Source organism: Croceicoccus sp. Ery5 (assembly GCF_020985325.1).
GTDB lineage: Bacteria > Pseudomonadota > Alphaproteobacteria > Sphingomonadales > Sphingomonadaceae > Croceicoccus.
The window spans coordinates 3,226,749-3,241,008 of sequence record NZ_CP087587.1; the positions used below are offsets into that span (position 1 = coordinate 3,226,749).

13 protein-coding genes are annotated in these 14,260 nt (G+C 64.8%); 5 read left to right on the top strand and 8 right to left on the bottom strand.

Translation table 11 applies throughout. The features are described 5' to 3' along the window. Positions 1-150: 150 nt before the first annotated feature. Genes LOZ74_RS15415 through LOZ74_RS15425 form a run of 3 tightly spaced genes read right to left on the bottom strand, consistent with a single transcriptional unit; the run spans position 151 to position 2,985 of the window. Positions 151-1,461, bottom strand: coding sequence for an alkaline phosphatase PhoX (locus LOZ74_RS15415; protein ID WP_230291901.1), 1,311 nt, complete (start codon positions 1,459-1,461; stop codon positions 151-153). 50 nt (positions 1,462-1,511) lie between these two features. After that, a complete protein-coding gene (locus tag LOZ74_RS15420) occupies positions 1,512-2,093 on the bottom strand; it encodes an NTP transferase domain-containing protein (protein ID WP_230291902.1) in 582 nt (193 codons plus the stop codon). Between the two features lie 10 nt (positions 2,094-2,103). After that, entirely contained in the window at positions 2,104-2,985 is an 882-nt protein-coding gene (locus LOZ74_RS15425) for an XdhC family protein (protein WP_230291903.1), read from the bottom strand. Between the two features lie 89 nt (positions 2,986-3,074). Here LOZ74_RS15425 and yghU point away from each other — a divergent pair, with 89 nt between their 5' ends. Then, positions 3,075-3,908 carry a glutathione-dependent disulfide-bond oxidoreductase gene (gene yghU, locus LOZ74_RS15430; protein WP_230291904.1) on the top strand — a complete coding sequence of 278 codons (834 nt, stop codon included), beginning with the start codon at positions 3,075-3,077 and terminating at the stop codon, positions 3,906-3,908. A gap of 54 nt (positions 3,909-3,962) precedes the next feature. On the opposite strand, the gene dcd is transcribed toward yghU, so the two are convergent. The 3 genes from dcd to LOZ74_RS15445 all read right to left on the bottom strand — a co-directional run bounded on the left by dcd (position 3,963) and on the right by LOZ74_RS15445 (position 5,836). Then, positions 3,963-4,517 carry a dCTP deaminase gene (gene dcd / locus LOZ74_RS15435; RefSeq protein WP_230293922.1) on the bottom strand — a complete coding sequence of 185 codons (555 nt, stop codon included), beginning with the start codon at positions 4,515-4,517 and terminating at the stop codon, positions 3,963-3,965. Between the two features lie 93 nt (positions 4,518-4,610). Further along, positions 4,611-5,354, bottom strand: coding sequence for a glycoside hydrolase family 25 protein (locus tag LOZ74_RS15440; RefSeq protein WP_230291905.1), 744 nt, complete (start codon positions 5,352-5,354; stop codon positions 4,611-4,613). Continuing rightward, entirely contained in the window at positions 5,354-5,836 is a 483-nt protein-coding gene (locus LOZ74_RS15445; protein WP_230291906.1) for a UPF0262 family protein, read from the bottom strand. Before LOZ74_RS15445 ends, LOZ74_RS15440 begins: the two co-directional genes overlap by 1 nt. Before the next feature lie 243 nt (positions 5,837-6,079). Here LOZ74_RS15445 and LOZ74_RS15450 point away from each other — a divergent pair, with 243 nt between their 5' ends. Next, entirely contained in the window at positions 6,080-6,751 is a 672-nt protein-coding gene (locus LOZ74_RS15450) for a glutathione S-transferase family protein (protein WP_230279994.1), read from the top strand. A gap of 39 nt (positions 6,752-6,790) precedes the next feature. On the opposite strand, the gene LOZ74_RS15455 is transcribed toward LOZ74_RS15450, so the two are convergent. Next, the gene (locus LOZ74_RS15455; RefSeq protein WP_230291907.1) at positions 6,791-7,738 is read right to left on the bottom strand and encodes a complex I NDUFA9 subunit family protein; all 948 of its coding nucleotides are present in this window, start codon (positions 7,736-7,738) and stop codon (positions 6,791-6,793) included. Positions 7,739-7,912: 174 nt separating this feature from the next. Between LOZ74_RS15455 and LOZ74_RS15460 the strand changes: the two genes are divergently transcribed. The 3 genes from LOZ74_RS15460 to LOZ74_RS15470 all read left to right on the top strand — a co-directional run bounded on the left by LOZ74_RS15460 (position 7,913) and on the right by LOZ74_RS15470 (position 12,977). Beyond that, the gene (locus LOZ74_RS15460; RefSeq protein WP_230291908.1) at positions 7,913-10,156 is read left to right on the top strand and encodes a spermidine synthase; all 2,244 of its coding nucleotides are present in this window, start codon (positions 7,913-7,915) and stop codon (positions 10,154-10,156) included. 170 nt (positions 10,157-10,326) lie between these two features. Continuing rightward, complete coding sequence (locus LOZ74_RS15465) at positions 10,327-11,649, top strand: amidohydrolase (protein ID WP_230293923.1); 1,323 nt, start codon at positions 10,327-10,329, stop codon at positions 11,647-11,649. After that, complete coding sequence (locus LOZ74_RS15470) at positions 11,646-12,977, top strand: amidohydrolase family protein (protein ID WP_230291909.1); 1,332 nt, start codon at positions 11,646-11,648, stop codon at positions 12,975-12,977. The genes LOZ74_RS15465 and LOZ74_RS15470 overlap by 4 nt, the downstream gene beginning before the upstream one ends. 39 nt (positions 12,978-13,016) lie before the next feature. Here LOZ74_RS15470 and LOZ74_RS15475 read toward each other — a convergent pair whose 3' ends face one another. Beyond that, positions 13,017-14,249, bottom strand: coding sequence for a mechanosensitive ion channel family protein (locus LOZ74_RS15475; RefSeq protein ID WP_230291910.1), 1,233 nt, complete (start codon positions 14,247-14,249; stop codon positions 13,017-13,019). Positions 14,250-14,260: the final 11 nt, after the last annotated feature.

Sequence of the window (14,260 nt, forward strand, 5' to 3'; positions counted from 1 at the left end):
ACATAATGAATGTATGGGACGTGCCCGTAAGGGCGCGTGCGTCCGGCGCATTTCCCAACTCCGCGCATGCGGAAAAAGCTGGCCGCGCATAGGAAAAGGGCCCACCGCGCATGGCGGCAGGCCCGTTGCGATACCGGCGTTATATGTTCTTCAGGCGACCCACGGTCCCGTAATCGCAAATGTCCTTGTCGGACTAAAGGCATTGACGAACAGAGTCTTGCCATCGGGCGAGAAACAGGCCCCTGCCAGTTCGGTCTGCATCGTCAACCGCGCAATCGGATAGGCCGCACCCTCGGGCGTGATGCCGCGGATATGGTTGTCGACCACATCGTCATAGCTGTCCTCGCACACGATCAGATGGCCGCTGTCCGATACGGTCAGATTGTCGCCGTAAAAGAAATCGTGCCGATCGGTCGATTCGTAAAACAGTTCCAGCATATCGCCATCCGCGCCGGGGATCAGGCGAAACACCTGTCCGTATCCCGCCGCCCCGCCGCTGGTGCAGCAGAAATAGGCTTCGCTGCGACCGGCAACGTCCGGCCCCATGTGGATGCCCTCGCCGCGCGCAAAAAGCGCCGCGCCTTTGGCCGCGCCGCGCAGGCGCAGATCGTCCCTGGGCGCCTCTACGTCGTCCAGATCGACCCAGCCGACGGGGATCGGCTCACCCGGCTTCATCGTGATCCGGCCCTTCCAGTTGCGCGTGTCGGCAATACCCGTCAGCGCCTGAAGCCGTCCGCCTGCGGCCAGATTGCCCGGTTCGTCCGGAATGAAGCGATAGATCAGGCCGTCGTCGCGATCCTCGGTCAGATAGGCATAGCCGCTGACCGGATCGATCACCGCAGCCTCGTGATTGAAACGGCCCATGGCCTTGAGCGGGACGGGATCGACCAGCCCTTCATGCGCGGCAGGCACTTCGAACACCCAGCCGTGGCCGGGTTCGGTCACATCGTCCAGCTTTGCCTCTTCGCATGTCAGCCAGCTGCCCCACGGGGTCGTCCCGCCCGCGCAATTGCGGATCGTGCCGGCCAGCGAGCGATATTGCTTTTCGACGGCCAGCGTTTCGGGGTTAAGCACCAATGTCGTCGTGCCGCCGGGCAATACCGTGCCGTCTTTCCTGCGCCCGAACCCGCTGGTCAGGGGGCCGCCCGCTTCGTTTTCCGGCTTCAGCTCGTGATTGCGGACCAGCGCGATCTGGCCATTGGCCAGCTGGAAACATCCCATGCCATCGGCGCGGTCGGGCACGGTGCCGCCATCGTCCATCGCATCGCCCAGTTTCGAGATCACGCGATAGGAAAAACCCTGTGGCAGGTCGAGCACGCCCTTCGGGTCTTTGGCCAGCTGGCCATAGACCAGCGCGCGCGGGGCGGCGGGGCCCGACGGGGTGGTGGTGCAGCCGCTGGCGGCAAGCCCTGCAAAGGCGCTGGTGGCCGCAAGGAAGCGGCGTCGGTTAATATCGGTCATGGATGCTTCCGCTATTTCGCAATTCTTACCGCTACATGACAGGCACGGACCTATTCGTCACCATGGCGGCGGGCAAGGTCTTCGGGCGTGTCGATATCGACGGCCTCGGCAGGGTCGAGCGGCACCAGAACCGCCCCGTTCGCGGGATCGCGCAACAGGTCGCGCGCGCCCTTGTCGCTGTCGAAACGGGCTATTCGCCCGAACCAGCCCCGACCAAAAACGGCAGGCGGCGTGGGCGGCGCGCCTGGCGCGCAAAGCGACGCCATGGCATCGGCGCGGTCGGGACAGGCTTGCAACAAGCGGTCGAGGCTGGCCGCGCGCAGGCACGGCATATCGCCCAGAGTGACCAGCAGAAAGTCCGCCCCCGCCGCGTCGGCCGCTAGCGCGGCAAGGGCCAGCGAATGGCCCATGCCGCGTTCGGGTTGATCGTTGGCGATGATCCGTCCCGCCGTGATTGCGCGCCCTGTCCGCTCAACAACCGCGCGCTCCAGCCAGTCGAACCCGTCCAGCACTGCCAGCGAAGCGCCCAGAATATCCGTTTCGCCCCACCGCTGCGCCAGCTTGTCCGCGCCGAAACGGCGCGCCAGTCCGGCTGCCAGCGTCGCCGCGAAGACGCGCTGCGGCGCGATCACCGGCGTGCCTTCACGGGCCGGTCACCTCATACAGCGCGACGATCTCGGCCAGAACCGACAGTGCCAGCACCGCCGGATCGCGCGCGCGCTCGATCAGCCCGACCGGCCCGTGCAACCGCCCCGCCGCCCTGTCGGCCAGCCCCAGCGCCGCCAGATGCGCCAGCCGCGCATCGCGCGTGGGCGCGCCGCCCTGTGCGCCGACATAGAATGCGTCGCTGGCAACCGCCCACGGGATGATCGCGCGTTCCCATTCGTGATCGTGGAACAGCACCACCACCGCGCTCCACGGATCGAGCGGCAGGTCGGGCGCGGCGCCCAGCGACAGGCCATCCGCTACGCCGCAGCCGACTCCCTCGCCGAACGGACGGACCGCGTCGACGATCGCGCCATGTGCCGCAGCCAATGCCTCGAACGCGGCGAGTTCGGGGCCGGTGCCGATGGCGACGATGCGCAATTCGGGGCGGAAGGGGCGCAAAAATGTGTCGCCATCGGCCATTGGCACCGCCAGTTCGGCACATTGGCGCGCATCCAGCGCCTCCACCGCCGCCGCCAGCACCGCACGGTCGGGCGCGGGATCGACCGTCACCGCGATGCGCGATCCGCACGGAAGGCGCAAATCCATCGGATCGCCCGCGCCGCCGAAATGCAGAAAGCGCGGCTTGCCGTCTTCCGCCGCCTCTGCCGCGTGATGCGTCAGCGCGGCTTCGAGACAGCCGTCGGCCATGCTGCCGGTAATGGCACCGTCCGCCCCGATCGCCATTTGCGCGCCCAGCCTGCGCGAAAAGCTGCCGTCGATGGCGGTGATGGTGCAAAGTGCCGCTCCACCTGTCGCAGCGCGGCGAAGCGCCGCATTATCGCTGTAAATTCCGGCGGCGATTGCGTCTTTGATCATCGACCCCATATCGCCCCCGCATCCCGCCGTGCCAAGCCCCCGGCGCGCACATGACCGGCCCATGAGATTTTCCGCAGGAGCCTTCCGCAATGAACGACATCTATACCCCGCCCAAGGTCTGGAAACTGGAAGGCGAGAACGGCGGACAATTCGCCGCGCTGAACCGTCCCACCGCAGGCGCGCGCGAAGAGCGCGATCTGCCCGTGGGCGAGCATCCGTTCCAGCTCTATTCGCTGGGCACGCCCAACGGGCAAAAGGTGACGATCCTGTTCGAGGAATTGCTGGCCGCCGGACACGCAGGCGCGGAATATGACGCGTGGAAGATCGAGATCATGCAGCAGGACCAGTTCACCAGCGGTTTTGTCGCGGTGAACCCCAATTCCAAGATTCCCGCGCTGATGGACCGCAGCGGAAACACGCCGTTCCGCGTATTCGAATCGGGCGCGATCCTGTTGCATCTGGCCGAGAAATTCGGCGCGTTCATGCCCACCGATCCCGCGCTTCGGGCCGAGATGCTGTCATGGCTGATGTGGCAAATGGGCACCGCGCCGCTGCTGGGCGGGGGATTTGGCCATTTCTATGCCTATGCGCCCGAGCGTTACCGCTATCCCATCGACCGCTATACGATGGAAGTGAAGCGCCAGCTCGACGTGTTGGACCAGCACCTGGCGACCCGTGAATTCATGGCGGGCGATTATTCGATTGCCGATATCGCGATCTTTGCATGGCACGGGCAACTGGCGCTGGGCCGCCAGTATAACGCGGCCGAGTTCCTCGATGTCGCCAGCTATGAAAACGTGCAGCGCTGGGCAAGCGCCATCGATGCGCGCGCCGCCGTGCGGCGCGGCCTGCGCGTCAATGCTTCGCCCGATCGTGTCGCGGGCGGCATTGCCGAGCGGCACAGCGCCGCCGATCTGGATTGATCGCCTTTAACGGGGCGAACTTATAAGCGAGCCAGAACTATAGACGGGCCAGTTCTATAATCGGGGCAGCGTCACACCGCGCTGCCCCATATATTTGCCCGTGCGGTCGGCATAGCTCACCTCGCACGGCTCGTTCCCTTTCAGGAACAGGAACTGGCACGCGCCTTCGTTCGCATAGATCTTGGCGGGCAGCGGTGTGGTGTTGGAAAATTCCAGCGTGACATGCCCTTCCCAGCCCGGTTCCAGCGGGGTGACATTCACGATGATGCCGCAGCGCGCATAGGTGCTTTTGCCAAGGCAGATGACCAGCACGTCGCGCGGCACGCGGAAATATTCGACCGTGCGGGCCAGCGCAAAGCTGTTGGGCGGGATCACGCAGACATCGGTCTGCCGGTCGACAAAGCTGTTGGCGGCGAAATCCTTGGGGTCCACCACCGCGCTGTCGACATTGGTGAAGATCTTGAACTCGTCCGCGACGCGCGCGTCATAGCCATAGGACGACAGGCCATAGGAAATACAGCCGTCGCGCCGCTGCGCCTCGACAAACGGTTCGATCATGCCGCTTGCCTGTGCCTGTTCGCGGATCCACCGGTCCGAGAGAATCGCCATCATTGCTCCGATCAATACTTTGCGCGCCGGTCTGCCCAATCGCCCCGCGCGGGGGCAAGCCTTGGCATGCAGCTAACTGTGCAAGATATTGCCTCAGCCCGCCTCTTCGGCGGGATCGCTGCGCATCACCAGCCAGCCGACGGACATGTCCAGTTGCGGCAGGCTGAGCGCGCTGTTCGCCGTCCAGATCGTCCAGTTCCCGCCCGCATAGGCCGGTTCCGCGCGGTCCTGCGTCAGCCACAGCGGACGCCGGGACCGCCCGCCAAAGCCATAGGCTTCCTCGAACGCGGCGCTGGGGGCCAGAATGGCGCGGCGGCCTGTATGCGCCTCGATCTGGTTGAGGAAGGTGACCAGCTCGCTCTCCACCTCGGCAGCGCGAACGGGGCGCGGGCAATCCTCGCCGGTGGCGTCCAGCCGCACCGCGGGCGGCAGCAGATCGCCGTCGCGCGGGACCAGAGTGACGAAATTGGCCGATTGCCGGTCGGCAGGGACGCAGGGGTCGAACACATGCACCGCCCCGACGGGCAGGCCCGAACGCCCCGCCCGCTCGCGCTCTTCGGCAAAGCGGTCGTTGCGGCCCGATGCGCCGATGCTGGCCGTGGCATAGAGAAAACGGACCAGCGGCGCGCCATCCGCGCCCCCTTCGGCAAGGGTCAGCACAGTGCGCGCATCGTGGCGCTGGTCCAGCCATGCGCCCTGTACCGGATAGGCTTTGGCGGACGGTTCCCAATGCGCGGCGCGCCACCATGCCGATCCCGCGCCCGTCAGCAACGCGCCCGCCAGCACGACCGCGCCCACACGCCATATACGCCTGTATTTCTTCACGATTTTAGCCATCAGCCCCGGATATGCAGCACGCAGATCAGCGTGAACAGGCGGCGCGCGGTGGCGAAATCGGTTTCGACCTTGCCTTCCAGCCGCTCCATCAGCAATTCGGTCGAACGGTTGTGAATGCCGCGCCGCGCCATGTCGATCGTCTCGATCTCGCCCGCCGTCGCCTTGCGGATCGCCTGATAATAGCTGTCGCATATGGCGAAATATTCGCGGATCGGGCGGCGGAACCGCGCCAGCCCCAGCAGCAAAGTTTCCAGCGGACGGTCATCCTCGTCCTTCACCGCGATCGACAGCCTGCCGTCGACCACCGACAGCGCAAGGCGATAGGGGCCCTGATGCCCCGCCTCCCACGACCGCAGCGGTTTGAAGCTGTTTTCCTCGATCAGGTCGAAGATGGCGACGCGGCGTTCCTGCTCGATATCCGGATTGCGCCACACGATCGTGGCCTCGTCCAGAGTGATATCGATGATGCGTGCGTCCGCCATAAGGGCGGTGCCATCGCAAATGGCGGCTTGGCGCACAAGCGCCTTTGGCAAGAACGGCCCGTCTGTCCTGCCCCCTGCTGCCGCAAAGCCACGCAACACCTTATGAACAGGCACACTATTATTGGTAAGCCTTGTTGACGCGGCCCCATGACAGGAGTCTATCGAAAAAGTGGATTCGCAGGCGGTGCGAGAGGGACAGGGATCGCCGGCGAAAGGCAATCGAGGGACGAATTTTCAACAGCCATGTGGCGGCTTCATCACTTCGCTTTATGCCCGTTCAGTCGCAAGCTGCGCTTGTTGATGAGCGAAAAGGGCGTGCCCTATACGCTGGAGCCCGAAAATCCGTGGGCCTTGCGCGACGAATTCTATCTGATCAATCCGGCGGGGCGCACCCCTGCCTTGCGGCATGAGGAAAAGGACACCGTCCTTGCCGACAGCCGCGCGATTGCCGAATATCTGGAAGAGACGGTCGAAAAGAACCCGATGATCAACGGGCCTGCCGCCAACCGGGCCGAAATCCGCCGTCTGGTCGCGCTGTTCGACGAAAATTTCTGGGGCGATGTCACGGCCCCGCTCCTCACGGAACGCTATGCCAAGCGGGTGGTGCTGAAACAGGCGCCCGATTCGCGCGCGCTGCGCGATGCCATGCGGCTGGCGGACCAGCATCTCGATTATTGCGATTATCTGATCGACCACCGCCGCTGGCTGGCGGGCGCAACGATGAGCCTGGCCGATCTGACGGCGGCGGCGCAGATTTCGGTGGTCGATTATCTGGGCGGGATCGACTGGCGCGGCCACGAATCCACGCGCGGCTGGTATTCGGTGCTGAAAAGCCGGCCCAGCTTTCAACCGCTGCTGTCGGACAAGGTCGACGGCGTCCCGCCGCCGCGCCATTACGCCGACGTCAACGCCTAGAGCACGAATTCGGGGTCCAGTAATTCAGGGTCCGGGAATTCAGGCCGTGCGTTCGTCGCCGAACCGGCCATGCTTGCGATAACGGACCATCCAGCGGTCCAGGAACAGGCTGAGCGGACGGGGCTGGATGCCCAGCTTTGCGATCCCCGGCATATCGTCGCTGGCCACATTGCCCTGCGCCAGCATCTTGTACTGGTCGCCGCTGATCGGCGCGCCGGGCAGGAAACCCGAAACCGTGGCGATGGCCGATCCGACCATATCGGGCAGCGCGGCGAAATGGCGATTGCGGCCCTGCGCGGCGGCAATCCGCTCGTTCAGTTCCAGCATGGTGACCACTTCGGGGCCTGCAATCTCGTAAATCTTGCCGCCGTGTTTGGCCGGATCTTCCAGCGCAGCCACCACCGCCTCTGCCGCGTCGTCGACGAACAGGGGCTGCAATTTCGCGTCGGGCGCGAACACGGGCATCACCGGCATGACAGCGATCATCCCGCCGAACATGTTGAGGAAGTGATCGTCCGATCCGAACAGGATCGAGGGGCGCAGCACGGTCGCCTTGGGGAAAGCGGCCAGAACATGCTGTTCGCCCTCGCCCTTATACTTCTGGTAATCGATGTCCGATGCCGCATCGGCGCCGATGGCCGATACATGGACCAGTGCCGATACACCCTTGGCCGCCGCGGTCCGCGCGACATCGCCCGCGCCTTCGCCAATTACCGCATTTAAATCGCCTGCGAACGCGCCGACAAGATTGACCACCGCATCGGCCCCGTCGATCACCGCCGCCAGCGAAGCCTCGCTGCGGATGTCGCAGCGCGCGAACTGGATCTGGCCCAGATTGGCCAGCGGACGCAGCGAGAACGCATCCTTGGGATTGCGCGATGCCACCCGCAACCGCGCGCCGCGTTCCAGCAGGGCCTGCGCCACATGCGTTCCGAAAAAGCCGCTACCGCCAATCAGTGTGACAAGCTTGCCCTTCAAAACCGACATGTCGTGCCCTTTGCTGTCGCAGCCCGTGGCCGCCATTCATACCAAGCCGCGCCTTAGGCCAAGCGCGCCCCTTCCTGCAACTGCTCAAACGCAGGGAATATTCCCCAGATCCGGCTGGCGCCCCCAATGGCGCCCCCAATTGCACACCACATTGCATGGGCCAGCCAATCCCCTATGCATATCGGCGATGAGGGCGATTTCCCGATGACCGAAGCCGTTGCAAGGCCGCCGCGCAGCATTTTCGCGCGCCAGAACCTGTTCGTCGCCACGATCCTGACCGGCAGTTTCCTGCTGTTCCTGATCCAGCCGATGGTCGCGCGTTTCGCGCTTCCGGTGGTCGGCGGCGCGCCCAATGTCTGGAACAGCGCGATGGTGGTGTTCCAGTTGCTGTTGCTCGGCGGCTATCTCTACAGCCATGCCATCGCGCATCAACCGATGCGGCGGCAGATCGTGCTGCATCTGGCGCTGCTGGTCGCCGCGGCGCTGACCCTGCCCATTGCACTATACCCGCTGCCGTCCGCTGCGCCGGGGTGGGAGGCATTGTGGGTGCCCGCCCTGTTCCTGCTGTCGATCGGGCCGGTGTTCTTCATGCTGTCGTCGCAGGCCTCGCTGATGCAGCGCTGGTTCGCCGCCTCTCCCGAAGCGGGCGATCCCTATGTGCTGTATGGCGCATCCAATCTGGGCAGTTTCGGCGGGCTGATCGCCTATCCGCTGATCTTCGAGCCGACGATGCCGCTGGCCACGCAAAGCCATTTGTGGAGCGCGGGCTTTGTCGCGCTGATCGCGATGGTCGGCTTTGCTGGCTGGTCGCGCTGGCATGCCAGCAGCGATTTCGCCGAATATGTCGCGCCCGATGAGGAAGAGCGCGAGGCACCCGAAGTAACGCCGGGGCTGATGGCGCTATGGCTGGCGCTGGCGGCGGTGCCGTCGGGTCTGATGCTGTCGACCACCACACTGCTGACGACCGATATCATGGCCGCGCCGATGCTGTGGGTTATCCCGCTGGGGCTCTATCTCCTCAGCTTTTCGGTCGCGTTCAGCGAAGAGGGGACGCTGGCGGGGCATCTTTCGGCCGTCGCGCCGATTACCCTGCTGTTCGTCGGCGCGCTGGCCCTGTCGCCCGCCGGACAGGCCAGCATGGAAATCGCCATCGCCATGGCGGCGCTGTTGTTTCTGGTCGCGGTAGCGCTGCACATGCGGCTGTTCGACCTGCGCCCCGATCCGCGCCATCTGACACTGTTTTATCTGATGACCGCGCTGGGCGGAGCGATCGGCGGTATTTTCTGCGCCCTGATCGCGCCTTTGGTGTTCGACTGGATTTATGAACATGCCATATTGCTGATCGCGGCGGCCATGCTGTTGCGGCCGCTGGAGCTGCCCGTTGTTACCCCTCTGCTGAAACGGCGCGACTGGCGCTCGGCCGCGCTGGCGGCGGGTGCGCTTTTGCTGACGGCGTGGCTGGCGTACGAGCTTTCGCAGGCTGCCGTTTACGGCATGAATGCGCGGGTCGCGGGTTTCATCGGGCTGATCGCCTGCATCGGGCTGGTCGTCGCATCGCGCCGCGCGCTTTACGTGCCGGTGCTGGCGATGCTGATGCTGGGGCATCTGGGCTGGTCGACGATCCGGTCCAGCCTCGACGGAGACCGGGCGCGCAGCTATTTCGGGGCCTATCACATCGAAAACTCGCCCAGCGGCGCGCTGCGTTACCTGACCCATGGCACCACGCTGCATGGCCAGCAATTCACCGACCCCGCGAAAAAGGACGATCCGACCAGCTATTACGGTACCACATCGGGTATCGGCATCGCGCTGCAACAGGCACCCGAAGATGCGCGGGTCGGCATCGTCGGGCTGGGGGTGGGCACGCTGGCCTGCTATCGCAAGCCCGCCCAGCAATGGGTTTTTTACGAGATCGACCGGCAGGTCGTGCGCTTTTCGGAAAAAGGCGAATTCAGCTTTCTGTCCGATTGCACGCCCGATGCGCGCATCGTGATCGGCGACGCGCGCATCGCGCTGGATCGCGCGGCGCATGACAGCCTTGACCTTTTGGCCATCGACGCGTTCTCGTCCGACGCAATCCCCGTCCATCTGCTGACGCAAGAGGCGTTCGATATCTACGGCGATGCGCTGGCCGGTGACGGTCTGCTGCTGGTCCATGTTTCGAACCGCTATCTCGACCTTGCGCCCATGGTGGCCGCATTGGCGAAAAAGGGCCGCTGGCATGGCGCGATGCGCACCGATACCGACAATCTGGCCGCCGGCACCACCCCATCGCTGTGGATCGCGCTGACCCGCGATGGCGATGCATACAACCGGCTTGTCGAAGCCGAGGGCCCGTCATGGGCGCAATTGCCGCCCGCCAGCCACCAGCCATGGACCGACGACAACGCATCGATCCTGCCGCTGATCCGCTGGTGAGAACGCAAGAGCCCTTGACCGCGGCGGCCAAGGCAAGAGATAGGTTCAACTGATACCATCCTTGCACATCGCGCGAATGGTACGAACCGCCCCACCCTTTCGGAAAAGGGAGCCTGACCTTGCCTTCCAGAAGTTTCGTCACCAAAGCCGCGCTGCTGGCCTGCGCCGCAATGGCGCTTTCGGCCTGCGCCGCCGACCAGACGGGCACGCAATCGGCGTCGTCCGCGCCGGTATCGTCCCAGCCCTATCCGTCGACATACACCCCCTATCCGGGCCGACCGACCGCGCTGACCGGCGCGACCGTGTTCGACGGCATGGGGGGCGAGATCGCGAATGCCACCGTGCTGTTCGAAAACGGCAGGATCACCGGCATCGGCGATGCATCGCTCGCCGTACCCGCGGGCTATGACCGGATCGACGGGACGGGCAAGTTCGTCACTCCCGGCATCATCGACATCCATTCGCACCTTGGCGACTATCCCTCGCCCGATGTCGGCGCGCATAGCGACGGGAACGAGGCGACGTCGCCCACCACCCCCGAAGTCTGGGCCGAACATTCGGTCTGGCCGCAGGACCCGGGATTTTCGCGCGCATTGGCCAATGGCGGGATTACCGCGCTGCAGATACTGCCCGGTTCGGCGAATCTGATGGGCGGGCGTTCGGTTACGCTGAAGAACGTGCCCGCGCTGACCGTGCAGGGGATGAAATTTCCCGATGCGCCCTATGGGCTGAAAATGGCCTGCGGCGAAAACCCCAAGCGCGTCTATGGCGGCAGGGGGCAGGCGCCTTCGACCCGCATGGGCAATTTCGCGGTGAACCGGCAGACGTGGATCGACGCGCAGGATTACGACGGCAGCGACCGCGATCTGGCCAAGGAAACGCTGAAGGCCGTGCTCGACGGCGAGATACAGGTTCACAACCATTGCTACCGCGCGGACGAGATGGCGCTGGTGATCGATATGGCCAAGGAATTCGGCTATAAGGTATCGACCTTCCACCATGCGGTCGAAAGCTATAAAATCGCCGACCTGCTGCGCGAGAACGACATTTGTTCGGCCGTCTGGGCCGATTGGTGGGGCTTCAAGATGGAGGCCTATGACGGCATCCTCGAAAATGCCGCCCTGATCGAGAATGCGGGCGCTTGCGTCGTCATCCACTCCGACGATCAGGACGGTATCCAGCGCCTTAATCAGGAAGCTGCCAAGGCGCAGGCCGCGGGCAGGCGCATGGGCATCGATATTCCCGACGGCAAGGTGATCGGCTGGATCACGCATAATCCGGCGAAGGCCATGGGCATCGACGGCGTTACCGGCAGCCTTGAAACCGGCAAGAACGCCGATGTGGTGCTGTGGAACGGCAATCCGCTATCGGTCTATTCGCGGCCTGAGAAGGTGTGGATCGACGGCGCGCTGATGTTCGATTCCAGCGATCCCAAACGCCGCCCCGTCAGCGATTTCGAACTGGGCCAGCCCGGTGAGGGAGATGTGAAATGAAAAGGCTGATCAGCGCATTTGCGCTTTGCGCCGCCATCGCCGCCCCCGCTGCGGCGCAGGACATGGCCATCACCGGCGCGACCGTTGCGACCGGCGACGGAAGCGAGCCGGTCGAAAACGCCACCGTCGTCGTGCGCGGCGGCAAGGTCGTGGCGGCAGGCGCGGGCGTCGCCGTGCCGGCCGGCGTTCCGGTCGTGGACGGCACCGGCAAATGGGTCACCCCCGGCCTGTTCGCCGCCGTCACCGATCTGGGCCTGTGGGACGTTGCCGCCGTCAGCGAAAGCAACGACCGCGAGGCGGACGGCTCGCCGTTTTCCGCCGCGCTCGACATGTCGGTCGCGATCAATCCCCAGTCGCAGCATATCCTTGTCAGCCGCATGGGCGGGGTCACCCGCGCCAGCGTGATCGGCACGGCGGGCAATACGATCTTTTCGGGCCAGGGCGCGATCATCGATCTTGGGTCCGATGCCAATGCGGTGACCAAGGCGCGGGCGTTCCAGTTCATCAACCTCGACGAAACCGGCGCGCGGCTTGCGGGCGGCAGCCGCACGGCGGCCCATGCGCTGCTGCGCAACGCCCTGCGCGAGGCGAAGGAATATGGCGCGCGTTCGGGCGCATCTTCGGCCAAGGATCCGCGCATGGTGGAAAGCAATGCCGATCGCGGGTCCGATGCGCTGCTGACCCGTTTCGACGCTGCCGCCCTGGTGCCGGTGGTGAACGGGACACAGCCGCTTTACGTGCAGGTCGACCGCGCGGCCGACATCCGTTCGGTGCTGGCGCTGAAGGGTGAGTTTCCCAAGCTCGACCTTGTGCTGGTGGGCGCGCACGAAGGCTGGCTGGCTGCACAGGACATCGCGGCGGCGGGCGTTCCCGTCATCGCCTTTGCGCTGGACGATCTGCCCGTCGCGTTCGAGGAGCTGGCCGCGACGCAAAGCAATATCGGCCGGATGAAGGACGCGGGCGTGACCGTCGCCATCGGCCCGTTCTCCGACGATTTCCAGCCGCGTCAGGCCCCGCAATATGCGGGCAATCTGGTGGGCCTGCAAAAAGTGCCCGGCGCGACCGGCCTGACATGGGGCGAAGCGTTCGCCGCCATCACCTCGGTCCCCGCCAGGATCGCGGGGATGGAAGGACAGGCAGGCGTGCTCGCCCCCGGCGCGCATGGCGATGTGGTGGTGTGGGACGGCGATCCGCTGGAACTGTCCTCTGCCCCCGAACGCGTGTGGATCGACGGGGTGGAACAACCGCTCGACAATCATCAAAGCGCATTGCGCAACCGCTATCGCGACCTCGATCGCAGCGATCTGCCCAAGGCCTATGACTGGTAATCAGGGTGCCGACCGGCGCGGGCATCAGGCCCGCGCCGGTCATGCCTTGTCCGATGCCCCTGCCAGACCCGCGCGCATATCCATGCCGCTGGGCTGCTGATAGAGGTGCAGGCCGAATTCGGGCAGGATCGCGATCAGATGGTCGAAAATATCCGACTGGATCGCCTCATACTCGCCCCACGCGGTCGTGTCGGTAAAGCAATAGATTTCCAGCGGCAGACCCTCTGGCGCGGGCGGTAACTGCCGGACCATGATCGTCATATCCGCGCGCACATGCGGGTGTTTCTGCAAATAGGCGACCACATAGGCGCGAAATGTGCCCATATTGGTCAGGCGGCGCGCGTTGACGGGGCTTTCGCCTGAATGCGTTTCACCGGCATTTTTCGCGTTCCATTCGCCCAGCTCGGCCTCTTTCGCCGCCAGATAGGGACCAAGAATGCGGAACCGGCGGAGCCCGTCGGCCTCTTCGTCCGACATGAAGCGGATCGCGCTCTGGTCGATATGGATCGCGCGCTTGATGCGGCGGCCGCCCGCCTCGGTCATGCCGCGCCAGTTGCGATAGCTGTCGGTAATCAGCTTGTGCGTGGGGATCGTGGTGATCGTCTTGTCGAAATTCTGCACCTTGACCGTGTGCAGCGCGATATCGATCACATCGCCGTCCGCGCTCATCGACGGCATCTCGATCCAGTCGCCCACGCGCAGCATGTCGTTCGACGCGATCTGCACCGATGCGACCAGCGACAGGATCGTGTCCTTGAACACCAGCAGCAGCACCGCCGCCATCGCGCCAAGACCGGACAGCAGCAGCAGCGGCGACCGGTCCATCAGTGTCGCAATGGCCAGAATCGCCGCGCCGCAATAGACGGCGATCTTGACCACCTGCACATAGCCCTTGATCGGCCGGTTCTTCGCCTCGGGCCTGCGCGCGTAGAGTTCGTTCACATAGTCCAGCGCCCCGCTGATGGCGAAGGCGATGAACACCACGATCAGCGCGTTGCAGACATTGTGGACGACGATCACCGCCTTGTCGGGCAGGTTTGGCACCAGATTGATGCCATTGCCCACCACCATGGTCGGCGCGACATTGGCCAGCCGCGCCGCCGCGCGATCCGCCGTCAGGCTGCGCGTGTCGAGGAATGGCGCCGCGGCGCGCAGCAGCACCTTCTTCAGCAGGAAATTGACGACCAGCGCCGTCAGCGCCAGCAGCACAAGGCCGATGGCCGATTGCGCCCAAAGCGGCTGTTCGTGGAAGAGCGTAAGAAGTTCGGACATGGCGCGGGCGG